Below are 14,280 nucleotides of genomic sequence, written 5' to 3'. Positions count from 1 at the left end.
ACCTCTTCATCCCCGCGCCCCAAAACACCGGCAAAGCGCCCCGCCCAGCAGGAAACGCCCCCCTGCCACACCATCCCCCCACAACACAAAAGACCACCCTGAACGGATGGTCTTTCTCTGCTTTGGCGCGCCCTGCTGGCCGCCGGTCTGGTCGTTGGAGAGATGCCTACGTGCGCGGCGTCCCCGTCGCCCATGCTGCGCCGCCATGCCTCAAAGGCCCTCGCGCGGCCCCCTCACTCCGCCCGAGTCTTGGCGTTTCAGTCCGCTCCGGCGCACTCGGCGCGGCAGGCCCACAGGGTGGACAGGCGCAAGAAACGCACGACAGCGGCAACGCGGCCCGCGGCCCCTTCCCGGCGCATTTTTCCTGATGCTGACGAGGCCCGGTCAGCCCTCACTGCGAACAAGCCGCCCTTCGCGCATCCGCACGATGGTGTCGGACACAGAGGTCAGCCAGTCCATGTCATGGCTGACAATGACCACAGTTGCGCCCCACTCCTCGCGCGCCGCCTTGGCCGCCGCCTTGATGCGCTCCGCGCTCTCTTCGTCAAGGCTGGCCGTAGGTTCGTCCAGCAGCAAAACACGCGGACGCAGGATAAGCCGCGCGGCAAGGGCCACGCGCTGGGCCTCGCCGCCGGACAGCTCGCGCCACGGCCTGCGCGCAAAGGACTCGGGGGCCAGCCCCACCATGTGCAGCGCCTCGGCAATACGGCCCTCGTCCATGGCCTCGCCGCGCACCTTGAGGCCGTAGCCCACATTGCCCGCCACACTGCGCTTGAGGAGGTACGGCTCCTGCGTCAGCAGAGTCACCCGGCGGCGCACGCCATTGCCCGCCTGCGTCACATCCGCGCCGTCAAAGCGCACCGCACCGCTCACCGGACGCTCCAAAAAGGCAAGAATGCGCAGAAGCGTGGACTTGCCGCTGCCGTTGGGTCCGGCCACGCCCACAATGCTGCGCGGAGCAACGGACAGGGCATCAATATGCAGCGCGTCGCGCGCACCGTAGCGCTGGCGGACGTCTGTCAATTCATACATGGCGTTCATCGGTCATGCTCCGCAAGGCGCCTCAGGCCCGAGACGGCAAGATTCACGAGAAAGGCGATGCACAGGAGCACCAAACCAAGGGCGATGCCCACCGCAAACTGGCCCTTGCCCGTCTCAAGGGCAATGGCCGTGGTGATGGTGCGGGTATGCCACTTGATGTTGCCGCCCACCATCATGGAAATGCCCACCTCGGACACAATACGCCCATAGGCGGCCACAGCCGCAAGGGCAAGATGATAGCGGGCCTCCCACAACGTGGTGATCAAAACCTGCCGCCGCGACGCGCCAAGGGTCTGGAGCGTCCAGCGCAGGCGGCGGTCCATATTCTCCACGGCGGTGGCTGTCATGGCGATGATGATGGGCAGGCCGAGGATGGTCTGACCTACCGCAATGCCGGGGACGGTGAACAGCAGCCCCAGCTCGCCAAGCGGCCCCTGCCGGGACAAAAAGGCATACACCAACAGGCCGATGACCACCGTGGGAAAGGAAAGCAGCGTGTCCACCAGCATCCGTAGCGCGCGCTTGCCCGGAAAATCCGCATGCCCCAGCAAAAAGCCAAGGGGCGCGCCAAGGACAAGGCTGCCGATAATGGACAACGACGACACCGAAAGCGTGGTGTAAATAGCGGAATACGTCTCCGCATCCAGCTGAAAAAGCAGGATAAAGGCCCGGACAAGGCCGTCGAGCAAGTAGTCCATAGTCCTCCCGGTGCCGCCATGGCGGACCGTCATCGGCCAGAGATAAAAAAGGGCCGGACGCGCGTCACGCTGCCCGGCCCCGTCATCTACGCTTTGGCGGCAATGCCGCGCAGCGCTTTACTCTGCGTTGGGGGTGAAGAGCTGCTTGCCCAGCAGCCGGAAATCACCAATGCGCTTCTGCACAGGGGCGGAAGCCATCCACTTGCGGAACGTGGTCGCAAGGTCATACTTGACCGAGGAGCACTTGGCGGGGTTCACGCACAGTACGCTGTACTGGTTGAACAGAGCCTTATCGCCTTCAACAAGGATTTTCAACGGTGCGTTGCCGTTATGGTTGGCTTCGTATTTGATGTAGGTGCCGCGGTCGGTCATGGTGTAGCCGCCACGCTCCGCCGCAACATTAATGGTGGCAATCATGCCCTGGCCGGTCTGCACGTACCACTTTTCCTTGTCCGGAACGGGCATCTTGGCGGCCTTCCACAGGGAGATTTCCTTCTTGTTGGTGCCGGAGTTGTCGCCGCGGCTGACAAATTCACGGTGCTTGGAGCCGATGGTCTTCATGGCGTCCACCACAGACATGCCCTTCACGCCCGCCGGGTCAGCCTCGGGGCCGATGATGACGAAGTCGTTGTACATAATCTGGGTGCGGTCCACGCCGTGGCCTTCCTTCACAAAGGTCTTTTCCGCGCCAGGAGCGTGAACGAGCAGCACGTCCACATCGCAATTGCGGCCCATGGCCAGCGCCTTGCCGGTGCCAACAGCGGTCCAGCGCAGTTCGATGCCCGTTTCATGCTCGAAAACGGGGGCCAATTCATCCAGCAGACCGGTGTTGTCCGTGCTGGTGGTGGTGGCCATCATCAGTACAGGCTTTTCGGCCAGTGCCATCGTCGGCAGAGCAGCCGCCACAAACAGGGCCAGCAGCGAGAGCAGAAGCAGTCGTCTTTTCACCTTTACGCTCCTTTTTCGTCATTTTTTTCATGTGACGTTTGTAAGACACGGTAAATTACTACCAAATCAGTCATATTGACTTCAAGCCCCCACGTCTACCCCTTTCAGATATACTCAAAGTTTGGCACCAACTTTTTGCAGGATACCTAGAGACACCAACCCTTTCTGCCCTTATATGGCGCGGATTAACGCACCTATTGGTCTTTCAAATACAAAAAGTGTACTATGCTGAAAATTTTCCACTATCAAACCGTTTTCAAGCAGGTGCTCATTTTATGTCCACATCCGCCGACTCCCTTTTGCGACTTCTCGACACCAGATTGAAACAACTGCAAAAAAAGAATCATATCCCCGACGTCCTCGCCGCGCTGGTGAAGGACGTTTTTACCATGCAAGTCCATGCCCGTGACGAAGCCTCCACTACCCTTGATGAAAGCCTGCTCACCCCGCGTGAGCAACTGGGACCGGACGTGCCGCTTCTGCCGCGCGAATCCTTCCCCGTGGACGAGGCGCTGGCCACACGGCTGTTTGACGACCTGCTCGCCCTTATCCTTGATGCCCCAGCGCCCCTTGGCGACGCCGCCAAGACTATAGACACCGCCCGAAAAAACGGCGCGGTGGACCTGCCCGCCCTGTTCGCGGCCTACATCTCCGGCGATGACGCCCCCTTTGCCGCATGGGCGGAAAAGACCCCGGACGCCCCACGGGCCATGGCCTTTTTGGTGCAGTCCAGCCTGACCCCCGGCCTGAGGGCCGTTGCGCAGCAGGCCGAACAGCACCTGAAGCTGGACGAAGCACGCGGCGGCAACTGTCCCGTCTGCGGCAGCCTACCGCTCATTACTGAACTGCGCGAGAAGCAGGGCTTTCGCCACGCCACGTGCTCATTTTGCCACACGGTGTACCGCATTCCGCGCATCATGTGCGCCTTTTGCGGCGAAACGGACATGGACAAGCTGTCCTACTTCACCGCCGAGGGGGAAACCGGCTACCGCGTTGACGTCTGCGAAAGCTGCAAGCTGTACATCAAGTGTGCGGACTTCCGGGAACTGGACCGCAAAACCCTTGCCCTTATCGACGATTTGGATTCGCTGAGTCTCGACATCCTTGCCGTGCAGGACGGCTACACGCGTCCGACGGTTTCGGCTCTGGGCTTTTAGACCACTCGCGCGGCGCGCCGTGTGCCGCCGCGCACCATGACCACACGCTCAGCGAGGACTGACCATGAAAACGTTCCCCACATCCCCACCCGCGCCGCAGGAGGCCCGCCTGCGCGAGCTGACCTGCCGTCAGTACAAAAATGGCGCGTGGCGGGATTTTACAGACATCGTCACCCCGGAATATCCGGTCTATCTCCAGTGGCCGGACGCTCCCACGCGCGAACTGCTCACCTTCCCCGAAGGGTGCGACAGGCTGGCCTTGGGCCACGCCCTGCTGGAGCTGTGCGCGCCGGGAGAACACCCGGCCATAACCGCCACCGACGGCGACACCTACACCCTCGCCCCAATAGCCGCGCCCGCCGCGCCGCAGTCGCCCACCCTCTCGCCCATCCCGGCGGAAACCATCCTGGACTGTATGAAGCGCTTTATCGCGGGCGAAGGCCGCTGGGAGGCCACAGGCTGTTTCCACCGCGCCGCAGTCTGGGACCCGGCATCCGGTGAATTTATCACGCAGGCCGAGGATATTGGCCGCCACAACTGCATAGACAGGCTGGCGGGCTGGTCCGTGGAAAAGGGCCGCCCCCTTGCGGGGTTGATGCTCTTCGTCTCGGCACGCGCCACAACGTCCCTTGTCCGCAAGGCCGTACAGGCGGGCTTTTCCGCCATGGTCAGCCGCAGCGCAGTCACAACATCGGGCGTTGCCACGGCGCGCGAGGCAGGCATGACCCTTGCCGGTTTTGCCCGCGAGATACGCTTCACCGTCTTTACCGACCCGCGCGGACGATTCGACGACCCGGCGCGGCGCAAGGGCTAACCTATGCCGACACGTCTTCCCTACGGATTGGTCCTTGCGGGAGGCAAAAGCACCCGCCTTGGGACGGACAAGGTCTGCCTGTGGTACTCCGGCAAAATCATGCTCATGCGCATGCTGGACCTTGCCGGGCACTTCTGCGGCGAGGTGTATGTCTCGGGCCGCAACCCCGAGGAGTTTGAAATACACGCCCCGTGGCTGGCGGACGACATCCCCGGCATTGGCCCCATGGGCGGCATCCTGACCTGCCTGCGCAGACTCAATGCGCCGCTGCTGGTGTTGGCCTGCGACCTGCCGCTGCTGGACATTGCCACGGTGCACACCTTGGTGCGCGCGCACGCCAAAGCGCCGGCGGACACCGTCATGACAACCTTCCGCCAACAGGAGACCGGGTATATTGAATCCCTCGTCTCCATCTACACTCCGGCAGCAATTCCGCTGTTCGAGGACTCCATCTCGCGCCAAAGCTACAAACTCACCCGTGCGATTCCGGAGCATTTACGGCACCATGTCCCCTATTCCAGAGAGAATGCGGGGGTCTTTTTCAATATAAACTTCCCCGCCGACCTTGCCATGCTGCGGCAAGTGGAACGGACACAGGATAACCGATGAAATCAACAAGCGTATTGACAACTGTCACGTCTGGAGCGACACATTTTCTTCTGGCCCTCGCACTTGTGATGATTGCGGCTTCCGCCGCCATGGCAAAGACGCCTGCGGCCATTTCCGCCAAGGGATTGCAACAGCTCATCCACGAAGCCAAAGGCCGCGTTGTGGTGGTCAACTTCTGGGCATCGTGGTGCGCGCCCTGCATGACGGAGCTTCCCGAATTCATCGCCATGCGTGAGGCGCAGCCAGAAGACGACGTATACATGGTTGGCGTCTCCCTTGACTTCGACCACGCCATGCTCACAAAGACCATGCAGGAGAAAGGCATCAACTATCCCGTCTATATCGCTGAGGAATCCGTGGCCCGGAAGTACGATATCAAGGTCATCCCCAAAACGTGGGTGCTGAACCGAAAAGGCGAAATGTCCACGGACCATGACGGCCTGATGACCGGGCGCATGCTGAACAAAGCCGTCACCCGCGCCCTAAACGGCCACTCCATCGCGGGAGAGCTTGAATGATCACCGACAGCCACGGGCGTTACGTCAGCTATATCCGGCTTTCGGTAACGGACCGCTGCAACCTCAAGTGTTTCTACTGCCGCACGGACTGTGCGGAAAGCTTCATCGACCACGAGCATATTCTCAGCTACGAGGAAATGCTCCGGCTGGTGAAGGCCGCCCAGACCATGCAGGTGCGCAAGCTGCGCCTGACCGGTGGCGAACCTTTTGTCCGGAAGGACTTTCTGGCCTTTCTTGGCATGCTCAAGGAAGAATGCCCGGAGCTGGACGTCCGCGTCACCACCAACGGCACTTTGCTGGGCGGCAAGATTCCGGCGCTCAAGCACCTTGGCGTGCAGCGCATCAATATCTCGCTGGACACGCTAAACCGCGACCGCTTTACCAAAATCACGGGCCGCGACTTTCACGACCGCGTCATGCGCGCCATTGAGGACTGCCTGCACTACGGCCTGACGGTAAAAATCAACGCCGTCGCCATGAAGGGCGTCAACGACGACGAAATCGGCGCGTTTACGCGCTTTGCCCGCGACTATCCTGTGGACGTCCGCTTTATCGAGTTTATGCCCATTGGCGGCTGCTCGCACTGGAAGCGCGAATACACCCTGCCCGCCAGCGATATTCTGGACCGCGCCCGCGAGGAAGCGGACCTGACGCCCATCGAGCGCCACGCGGATACCGACGGCCCGGCCCGGCTGTATTCCATTGACGGCGGCACGGGCCGCCTTGGCGTTATCTCCGCCCTGTCCGACCACTTCTGCGACACCTGCAACCGTCTGCGCATCACCTCCGACGGCAGGCTCCGTACGTGCCTTTTTTCGGACAAGGAATACCGCCTGCGCCCCATTTTGCGTTCGCCCAAGCTGGATGACGAGGCCCTGCTGCGCGTTATGACGCGCGCCACCCTCAGTAAGCCCCTTGGCTACAAACTTCTGGAACACCTGCAAGGCAACTCGGTCTGTTCCAAGGTCATGTCCTCCATCGGAGGCTGACCCACGCGCCACGCGCATATTGACGGCGGGGCCGCAGCCACGGCCAGCGGCCCCGCCACTGTTTTTTCTGATTCGGCGCTGTGGATGGTCCGTCCTGCCCGGTCCTCCCCGCCCAACCCCGCCGCCCTGCGCGGGGACGCCCCGTGGCCGGGGTCCAACACCGGGACCAGCGGCCAGAAACCGACAGCAGCACAAGACGACAGGTACGAATGGATTCCGCGACATTTGACGACATCACCCGCGACGAGGCCGCGGCACGGCGCTATCTGCTCAAGTTCTGCTGGAAGAACCACCAGCGCTTCTGCCCGCGCTGCCGCAGCCGCCGCAACTACCGGCTCAAGAATGGCCGCCGCAGGTGTGCCCGCTGCCGCTACACGTTCCACGACTTCAGCGGCCGCTGGGTCAACAACTGCAACCTCACCTGCGTGGAGTGGCTGCGCCTCATCCGGCTTTTTGAGGACGAGACAACGGCGCGCACCGCCGCCAAGGAACTGGGCATCTCGTACAACACGGCCTATAAGGCCATGGCCACCCTGCGCTTTGCCATCATCGCCCACGCGCTGGACGCCAAACAGCTGCTGGGCAAAGGCTCCCCGCTGGAGCTGTCCCTCAGTGGCAGAATGTTCAAGGCGCCCACCGCAGGCGCCGCGCAGGACGGCCCGCAGCCCACGCCCGTGTTCGGCATTATGGACCGCGGCACGTGGGCGTTTGTGGACCTTATCCCCGGCTTCGATATTGAAACCGTGCTCCACTTCAGCCTCAGCTTCCAGCTGAAGACCGTGCGCCTTGGCAACGTGGTCTACACCGACCGCTACCAGCGCTACGACACGCTCATCTGCTGTGTGGGCAACGACCCGGCGGCGGACTACTTCAAGCCCGGACCGCGCGGCCTGCCCATTGACGAGGAAAACCTCGGCTTTTGGCAGTTTGTCAGCTCGCGCCTGACCAAATTCCACGGGGTGACGCCACAGCGTTTTCCGCTCTATCTCAAGGAGCTGGAACTGCGCTACAACTCCCGCGGGAAGGACCTTTTTCCCATCCTCACCGGCTTTTTGTGCGACTTTGTCCCAACCGACTGATATTTCGCAACATCCACAGGCCGCGTCATGACTCGCTCATGGCGCGGCTTTTTCGTCTCTTTTCATCCCTTTGCGGTGTAGAACCGTAACCAAGTCCGTTTTCCGTTGCTCCCAATCGGCATACCTTATATAGGTTGATAGAGGTGTAAATCCATCACGGGTTGCACGCTATTCACTACGAAAGGAGGTAAACGCCATGAAAACAGCCTGCCCGACTGCGATACCCTTCGCGGGGCTTGGACTCGACCTGAGTCCGGTCGCAGCGCGGGCCAGCCTGCTGGCTCCGCACCGGTGGCAGTGGACGAAGCCCGCTTCGCCCACGGTACCCACCGTGCGCTGCGTTCCCGCCCCGTCGGGCTACGCGCTGCTCCTCGAACTTTCGAGGGAAATCAGAGGCCGTTAGACCGCTTTCATCACAAACAAGGAGAATATCCATGAAACGCAGAGAGTTTCTGAAACTCTCCGCCGTGGGAACCGCCGCCACTGCGTTTGGCGGCTTGGGCGTATCCCTTGCGCCCACCAAGGCGAGAGCACAGCTCCTGAAGACGAGCTGGGCCAAGCAAACAACCTCCGTCTGCTGCTACTGTGCTGTGGGTTGCGGACTCATCGTCCACACGGACACCATGAGCCAACGTGCCATCAACGTTGAAGGCGACCCGGACCACCCCGTCAACGAAGGCGCACTGTGCGCCAAGGGCGCTTCCGTTTGGGCCCTTGCCGAAAACGACCGCCGCGAAAAAAATGTCCTGTACCGCGCTCCCTACAGCGACAAGTGGGAAGTAAAGAGCTGGGACTGGGCGCTCACGCGCATCGCCAGACGCATCAAGGACACCCGCGACGCCGCCTTTACCGAAGTCAACGACAAGGGCCAGCGCGTCAACCGCTGCGACAACATCGCCTCCGTTGGCTCCGCCGCTCTCGACAACGAGGAATGCTGGGCCTACCAGTCGTTCCTGCGCTCCCTCGGCCTGGTGTGGATAGAGCATCAGGCGCGTATTTGACACAGCGCCACTGTTGCGGCTCTGGCAGAGTCGTTCGGACGCGGCGCGATGACCAATCACTGGATCGACATCCAGAACAGTGATTGTGTGCTTATCATGGGCAGCAACGCTGCCGAAAACCACCCCATCTCCTTTAAGTGGGTGCTGAAGGCCAGGGACAGGGGCGCAAAGCTCATCCATGTGGACCCCAGGTTCACCAGAACGTCCTCCAAGGCCGACATCTACGCCCCCATCCGGTCGGGCTCCGACATCGGATTCCTGGGCGGCCTCATCAAGTACATCCTCGACAATGACCTGTACTTCCGCGAGTACCTCGTCAACTACACCAACGCCTCGTTCATCGTCCGCAAGGACTTCTCGTTCAACGACGGTCTCTTCTCCGGCTTCGACGGCGAAGGCTCCTACGACAAAAGCTCGTGGAACTTCGAGTACGAGTCCGAAGGCGTTCCCAAGAAGGACGAGTCCCTCCAGCATCCGCGCTGCGTGTTCCAGTTGCTGAAAAAGCACTACCGCCGCTACACGCTGGACAAGGTCACCAGAATTACCGGCACGCCCAAGGACGACATCCTGTCCGTCTACAAGGCCTACGCGGCCACAGGCAAACCTGATAAATCCGCCACCATCATGTACGCCATGGGCTGGACCCAGCACACCGTGGGCGTGCAGAACATCCGCGCCATGGCCATCGTTCAGCTGCTGCTGGGCAACATTGGCGTGGCTGGCGGCGGCGTAAACGCACTGCGCGGCGAATCCAACGTGCAGGGCTCCACAGACCAGTGCCTGCTGTGGCACATCCTGCCGGGCTACCTCGGCATTCCCACAGCGTCCATGGACTCGCTGGACAAGTACAACACCACCAAGGCCGCGCCGCATCTGACCGGCGCACAGGACCCCAAAAGCGCCGCGTGGTGGCAGAACTATCCCAAGTACATGACCAGCTTCATCAAATCCATGTACCCCTCGGCCTCCGCCGATACGGGCTACGAGTGGCTGCCCAAGTGCGACGACGGCAAAAACTACTCCTGGCTCAACCTCTTTGAGGAAATGAGTAACGGCACCTTCAAGGGCTTCTTCGCCTGGGGCCAGAATCCGGCCTGTGGCGGTGCCAACTCCAATAAGACCAGACAGGCCATGGCCGAGCTGGACTGGATGGTCAACGTCAACATCTTCGACAATGAGACCGGCAGCTTCTGGAAGGGTCCGGGCATGGACCCGAAAAAGGTGAAGACCGAGGTCTTCTTCCTGCCCTGCGCCGTCTCCATTGAGAAGGAAGGCTCCATCACCAACTCCGGCCGCTGGATGCAGTGGCGCTATCAGGGCCCCAAGCCCTGGGGCAACACCATGCCCGACGGCGAAATCATCGTCGAACTCATGGAGAAGGTCCGCGAGCTGTACGCTGAGGAAGGCGGCACCTTTGTGCATCCCATCCTTGGCCTTGGCATCCACCAGTGGGGCGGCGCCCACGGCAAGTTTGACCCGCACGCCGTCGCCAAGCTCATCAACGGCTACTTCCTGAAGGACGTTGAGGTGAAGGGCAAGAAGTTCAAGAAGGGCCAACTGGTCCCGAGCTTCGCCTACCTGCAGGACGACGGTTCCACCAGCTCCGGCAACTGGCTGTACTGCCAGTCCTACACGGACAAGGGCAACATGGCCGCCCGCCGCGACAAGACCCAAACGCCGGAACAGGCCATGATTGGTCTGTACCCCAACTGGGCATGGTGCTGGCCGGTCAACCGCCGCATCATCTACAACCGCGCCTCCGTGGACCTGAAGGGCCGCCCCTACGCGCCCAAGAAGCCCGTCATCCAGTGGACCGGCGACAAATGGGTTGGCGACGTGCCCGACGGTGGCTGGAAGCCCGGCACCAAGTACGCCTTCATCATGAAGCCGCAGGGCCATGGCCACATCTTCGGTCCGGGCCGTGCGGACGGTCCGTTCCCCGAATACTACGAGCCGCTGGAGTGCCCGATCTCCAAGCATCCGTTCTCCGGCCAGCTCCACAACCCCACGGCCCTGCAGTTCGCTGACGAATACAAAGCCGTCTGCGACCCGAGGTACCCCTTCGTCTGCTCCACCTACCGTGTGACCGAACACTGGCAGAGTGGCGTCATGACGCGCTTCACCCCGTGGCTCATCGAGGCCGAGCCGCAGATGTTCTGCGAAATCAGCCCCGAGCTGGCCAAAATGCGCGGCATTGAGAACGGTGAGAAGGTCTATGTCGAAAGTGCCCGCGGCAAGCTGTGGGCCATCGCCATCGTGACGCCCCGCGTGAAGCCGTTTGAGGTGATGGGCAACACCGTCCATCAGGTCGGCATCCCGTGGCACTTCGGCTGGGTGTTCCCGAAGAACGGCGGCGACGCGGCGAACCTGCTTTCGCCCTCCGTCGGCGACCCCAATACGGGCATCCCCGAAACGAAGGCGTTCATGGTCAACGTGCGCAAGGCACAGGAGGATTAGAATGGACAAGACATTCTTCATCGACCTCACCCGCTGCACGGCATGCCGTGGATGTCAGGTCGCGTGCAAGCAGTGGCACAAGCTGCCTGCCGAGGAAACGCACAACTACGGCTCGCACCAAAACCCGGCGGACCTGTCGGTGCACACCTACAAGCTGGTCCGCTTCAACGAGCATATCGTTGACGGCAAACTCAAGTGGCTGTTCTTCCCCGAACAGTGCCGTCATTGCATCATCGCTCCCTGTAAGGAAGTGGCCGATGCCTACGACGAAAAGGCCATCCTGCGCGACTCCGAAACCGGAGCCGTGCTCTTCACGGACCGCCTTGCCGCCTTTGACGACATGGAAAAGGAAGAGGTGCAGTTCGCCTGCCCGTACAACATCCCCCGCTTCGATACCGAAACGGGCCTGATGGCCAAGTGCGACTTCTGCATCGACCGCGTCCATAACGGCTTGCTCCCGGCCTGTGTTCAGGTCTGTCCTACCGGCACCATGAACTTTGGCGACCGCGAAGACATGCTGGAACTCGCCCAGGAGCGTCTGGCCAAGGTCAAAAAGACCAAGCCCAAGGCCGCCCTTGTGGACCCGGACGACGTGAACGTCATCTACCTCATTGAGGAAGACGCCATGCTGTATCATGACTTCATGATGGCCGACGCCGGGGCGCATACCCCCGGTGGCATGAACAGAAAGCAGATGTTCGCCAAGCTGTTCTCACCGCTGAAGAACATCTCCTAGCCCGCACGCGAAACGCGGCGCAAAACACAGGCGGCCCGGACACAGTCCGGGCCGCCTTTTTCCTTATACTCGCCGAAACAGCAGCGCGGGAAGAAGAACGCCGCGTTCGCCCGCCGTCGCCATGCGTGGAAAAGCGTGCGGCCTGTCCACCGCGAAAACGCCTCCCGCAGGCGCATCACAAGGCCGGGGCTGGATGCGCGCGGCAAAGCCCGCAGCGCGCCGTAACGCAAAAGGAAGAAACCTGAATCACGCGCAAGCCAGCTAAGGCCGCTCGCGCGAGAACACCACCTCGCCAACGCCCGGCATCGGCATAACAATGCCGCCCCCGGCAGACAGCGTGCCGACAAGCACACCGCCACCGCGCGTGTGCAGCCACACCTCGTCGCCGCGGCGCTCCCATGTGAAGGCGATGTCCTCCTCATCTGTGGCCCATGTGCCGCGCCCGCCCTCATCAAGGACCAGCAGCACCTCGCCACTTTGGGCCTGCGCCACATACCGCCCGGACACGTCGTCCGTCTGCTGGCATCCGGCAAGGGCAAACACGGCGAAACACAGCGCCACAACGCACCACCGCAGGGTCAAGCGAGCGCCCCACTTCATGACAGCTCCTCCAGCGTCCACGAAAACCGGTTCTCCAGATGAAAGAGGGAATCAAAGAAAAAGACATGCACCGCCATGGCAAGCCAGCCCGCATCGCGCAGGGCCGTCAACCAGCTTATGGGATCCTCCTGACTGTGAAAACAGCCGCAGCCAACGGGGATATCCGCCACCAGCACCCACACCACAGCGGAAAGGAACATGACCAGCATCGCGCAGATAAAAGCGCACGCGGAGCGCGAACGCACTCCCACAATGAGCAGGATGCCGCACAGAAGCTCAACCCACGGCAACACCACGGCCATCACCCCAACAAGGGCGTACGGCACAATCTGATAGTTGGCGATGGATTCGGCGAACACCGCCGGATAGGTGATTTTATAAATGCTGGCGTAGATGAACAGCCCGCCAAGATACAAACGAAAGGCCACCGCCAGCAAGGCGTTGAGGCGCGAATGCGCAAGGCACGTCCAGATGCTCATGGTCCCACCGGGTAGCCCTTCTCGCGCCACAGGGCCATGCCCTCGGCCATGACGCGAACGTTGGTGAACCCTTTCTCCGTCAGCCAGTAGGCGACATCTTCATCATAGGGGCGGCTCACCGTGTGGCCGTACACAATGATCTCCCGCTCCCTGTCAAGGGACGCAAAGCGCATGGCGTACACAAAGTCGAAGAGATTCGACGGCGCATTGACCGCGCCGCGCACGTGCCCCTTGCGGTACAGCTCCGCCGGGCGGGCGTCCACGAACATCACCCCGTCCTCAAGACGCTGGAATGCGCGCTCCACCTCCACATGCTCGGCCTCGGCCCGCAAGAGGCTCTGAGGCACAAGCTCCACCTTGTTTGGGCTGTACTGGTTAAACAGCGCCCCCACAAGGAACGACAGCAGGATGATGAACACAAAATCCATCAGCCGCACCTGCCCAAGGCGCGACACCTCGCGCCGCACCGCGGTCAGGATGCGCTCGCGCGATTCGGCAATGTTGTCCACCTCCACGCGGCAGGCGCTCACGTCATTGAGTAGCTGCTGGAGTTCCTCGTTCTGGGTGGTGAGCTTTTGGTTGCGCTCGGTCAGGGCTTGGTTCAGGTCCGTGATGATGCGCCGCTGAAGCGCGCGCTCAAGGGAACCGGCAAGAATGACGGACAGGCTCCGCAGAAACTCGGCGTCCCCGGCGTCATGATCGCGTCCGGACTCCGGCGTCCCGAGGGCGATAAGGCCCACGGTCTCCCCCGGTCCCGTCCATGTGGACACAAGGCAGACCCCACGCGGCAGGGGCATGGTCACGTCACGGCAACTGCCCTGCCGCACATCCTCGCCGGGAAAAGCGCCAATACCACGCACATGCCCTACAAGGGCCGCTCTATCCTTTTCCAGTGCGGAGCGTTGATCGGGCGAAAAGCCCTGCGTCACAAGCATATCCGCGCCGCGCTCCTCATCCACGAACAGCACCGCCCCGTGGCTGACGCCCAGCACCTCCATGCTCCGCGTCAGGAACACAGACGCCATCTTGGGCATATCCGCCAAGGGGACCAACGCCCGCGCCGTATCGTACAGCCCGCGCATGTAGGCCAGCTTGCGGTCTTCCGTGGGTGGTGGGGGCGGCGTACGCCTGCGGGATGCCGGGTCCTCGTCCAT

14 protein-coding genes are annotated in these 14,280 nt (G+C 61.8%); 8 read left to right on the top strand and 6 right to left on the bottom strand.

Annotated features, from left to right (window positions below):
- Positions 1-384 precede the first annotated feature (384 nt).
- The 3 genes from ACI3L3_RS07465 to ACI3L3_RS07455 all read right to left on the bottom strand — a co-directional run bounded on the left by ACI3L3_RS07465 (position 385) and on the right by ACI3L3_RS07455 (position 2,624).
- Positions 385-1,041 carry an ATP-binding cassette domain-containing protein gene (locus ACI3L3_RS07465; protein WP_404844480.1) on the bottom strand — a complete coding sequence of 219 codons (657 nt, stop codon included), beginning with the start codon at positions 1,039-1,041 and terminating at the stop codon, positions 385-387.
- Positions 1,038-1,739 (bottom strand): ABC transporter permease, encoded by a 702-nt coding sequence (locus tag ACI3L3_RS07460; protein ID WP_404844479.1) that lies wholly within the window; start codon positions 1,737-1,739, stop codon positions 1,038-1,040. The genes ACI3L3_RS07465 and ACI3L3_RS07460 overlap by 4 nt, the downstream gene beginning before the upstream one ends.
- Positions 1,740-1,856: 117 nt before the next feature.
- Positions 1,857-2,624 carry a substrate-binding domain-containing protein gene (locus tag ACI3L3_RS07455; RefSeq protein ID WP_404845210.1) on the bottom strand — a complete coding sequence of 256 codons (768 nt, stop codon included), beginning with the start codon at positions 2,622-2,624 and terminating at the stop codon, positions 1,857-1,859.
- A 338-nt stretch (positions 2,625-2,962) separates the two neighbouring features.
- Here ACI3L3_RS07455 and ACI3L3_RS07450 point away from each other — a divergent pair, with 338 nt between their 5' ends.
- From ACI3L3_RS07450 to ACI3L3_RS07415, 8 genes are all read left to right on the top strand, one after another.
- Positions 2,963-3,844: a formate dehydrogenase accessory protein FdhE gene (locus tag ACI3L3_RS07450; protein ID WP_404844478.1), complete on the top strand. Its 882-nt coding sequence runs from the start codon at positions 2,963-2,965 to the stop codon at positions 3,842-3,844.
- Between the two features lie 64 nt (positions 3,845-3,908).
- On the top strand, positions 3,909-4,658 hold the full coding sequence (locus tag ACI3L3_RS07445; protein ID WP_404844477.1) for a formate dehydrogenase accessory sulfurtransferase FdhD: 750 nt from the start codon (positions 3,909-3,911) through the stop codon (positions 4,656-4,658).
- A 3-nt stretch (positions 4,659-4,661) separates the two neighbouring features.
- Positions 4,662-5,267 (top strand): molybdenum cofactor guanylyltransferase, encoded by a 606-nt coding sequence (locus tag ACI3L3_RS07440; protein ID WP_404844476.1) that lies wholly within the window; start codon positions 4,662-4,664, stop codon positions 5,265-5,267.
- Positions 5,264-5,785, top strand: coding sequence for a redoxin domain-containing protein (locus ACI3L3_RS07435; protein WP_404844475.1), 522 nt, complete (start codon positions 5,264-5,266; stop codon positions 5,783-5,785). The genes ACI3L3_RS07440 and ACI3L3_RS07435 overlap by 4 nt, the downstream gene beginning before the upstream one ends.
- The gene (gene moaA, locus ACI3L3_RS07430; protein WP_404844474.1) at positions 5,782-6,774 is read left to right on the top strand and encodes a GTP 3',8-cyclase MoaA; all 993 of its coding nucleotides are present in this window, start codon (positions 5,782-5,784) and stop codon (positions 6,772-6,774) included. Before ACI3L3_RS07435 ends, moaA begins: the two co-directional genes overlap by 4 nt.
- 209 nt (positions 6,775-6,983) lie before the next feature.
- Complete coding sequence (locus ACI3L3_RS07425; RefSeq protein WP_404844473.1) at positions 6,984-7,853, top strand: transposase; 870 nt, start codon at positions 6,984-6,986, stop codon at positions 7,851-7,853.
- A gap of 428 nt (positions 7,854-8,281) precedes the next feature.
- Complete coding sequence (gene fdnG, locus ACI3L3_RS07420; protein ID WP_404845209.1) at positions 8,282-11,311, top strand: formate dehydrogenase-N subunit alpha; 3,030 nt, start codon at positions 8,282-8,284, stop codon at positions 11,309-11,311.
- 1 nt (position 11,312) lies between these two features.
- Positions 11,313-12,047 carry a 4Fe-4S dicluster domain-containing protein gene (locus ACI3L3_RS07415; RefSeq protein WP_404844472.1) on the top strand — a complete coding sequence of 245 codons (735 nt, stop codon included), beginning with the start codon at positions 11,313-11,315 and terminating at the stop codon, positions 12,045-12,047.
- A 261-nt stretch (positions 12,048-12,308) separates the two neighbouring features.
- On the opposite strand, the gene ACI3L3_RS07410 is transcribed toward ACI3L3_RS07415, so the two are convergent.
- From ACI3L3_RS07410 to ACI3L3_RS07400, 3 genes are read right to left on the bottom strand one after another with little or no spacing between them, the layout of a single operon-like run.
- Positions 12,309-12,647 (bottom strand): hypothetical protein, encoded by a 339-nt coding sequence (locus ACI3L3_RS07410; RefSeq protein ID WP_404844471.1) that lies wholly within the window; start codon positions 12,645-12,647, stop codon positions 12,309-12,311.
- Positions 12,644-13,126: a MauE/DoxX family redox-associated membrane protein gene (locus ACI3L3_RS07405; protein WP_404844470.1), complete on the bottom strand. Its 483-nt coding sequence runs from the start codon at positions 13,124-13,126 to the stop codon at positions 12,644-12,646. Before ACI3L3_RS07405 ends, ACI3L3_RS07410 begins: the two co-directional genes overlap by 4 nt.
- The gene (locus ACI3L3_RS07400) at positions 13,123-14,280 is read right to left on the bottom strand and encodes a rhodanese-like domain-containing protein (protein ID WP_404844469.1); all 1,158 of its coding nucleotides are present in this window, start codon (positions 14,278-14,280) and stop codon (positions 13,123-13,125) included. Before ACI3L3_RS07400 ends, ACI3L3_RS07405 begins: the two co-directional genes overlap by 4 nt.

It is taken from the genome of Desulfobaculum sp. SPO524 (genome assembly GCF_044987625.1).
Lineage (GTDB): Bacteria > Desulfobacterota > Desulfovibrionia > Desulfovibrionales > Desulfovibrionaceae > Desulfobaculum.
Note: the sequence above shows the minus strand (reverse complement) of the source record. Positions and strands in the feature narration are given on the sequence as shown.

What these genes read in the sequence shown, in the direction of transcription:
- ACI3L3_RS07410 (WP_404844471.1), bottom strand. Translation starts at nt 12,647, where the DNA reads ATGAAGTGGGGCGCTCGCTTGACCCTGCGGTGGTGCGTTGTGGCGCTG.
- ACI3L3_RS07425 (WP_404844473.1), top strand. Translation starts at nt 6,984, where the DNA reads ATGGATTCCGCGACATTTGACGACATCACCCGCGACGAGGCCGCGGCA.
- ACI3L3_RS07415 (WP_404844472.1), top strand. Translation starts at nt 11,313, where the DNA reads ATGGACAAGACATTCTTCATCGACCTCACCCGCTGCACGGCATGCCGT.
- ACI3L3_RS07400 (WP_404844469.1), bottom strand. Translation starts at nt 14,280, where the DNA reads ATGGACGAGGACCCGGCATCCCGCAGGCGTACGCCGCCCCCACCACCC.
- ACI3L3_RS07405 (WP_404844470.1), bottom strand. Translation starts at nt 13,126, where the DNA reads ATGAGCATCTGGACGTGCCTTGCGCATTCGCGCCTCAACGCCTTGCTG.
- ACI3L3_RS07445 (WP_404844477.1), top strand. Translation starts at nt 3,909, where the DNA reads ATGAAAACGTTCCCCACATCCCCACCCGCGCCGCAGGAGGCCCGCCTG.
- ACI3L3_RS07460 (WP_404844479.1), bottom strand. Translation starts at nt 1,739, where the DNA reads ATGGACTACTTGCTCGACGGCCTTGTCCGGGCCTTTATCCTGCTTTTT.
- ACI3L3_RS07435 (WP_404844475.1), top strand. Translation starts at nt 5,264, where the DNA reads ATGAAATCAACAAGCGTATTGACAACTGTCACGTCTGGAGCGACACAT.
- ACI3L3_RS07440 (WP_404844476.1), top strand. Translation starts at nt 4,662, where the DNA reads ATGCCGACACGTCTTCCCTACGGATTGGTCCTTGCGGGAGGCAAAAGC.
- ACI3L3_RS07450 (WP_404844478.1), top strand. Translation starts at nt 2,963, where the DNA reads ATGTCCACATCCGCCGACTCCCTTTTGCGACTTCTCGACACCAGATTG.
- ACI3L3_RS07465 (WP_404844480.1), bottom strand. Translation starts at nt 1,041, where the DNA reads ATGAACGCCATGTATGAATTGACAGACGTCCGCCAGCGCTACGGTGCG.
- moaA (WP_404844474.1), top strand. Translation starts at nt 5,782, where the DNA reads ATGATCACCGACAGCCACGGGCGTTACGTCAGCTATATCCGGCTTTCG.
- ACI3L3_RS07455 (WP_404845210.1), bottom strand. Translation starts at nt 2,624, where the DNA reads ATGGCACTGGCCGAAAAGCCTGTACTGATGATGGCCACCACCACCAGC.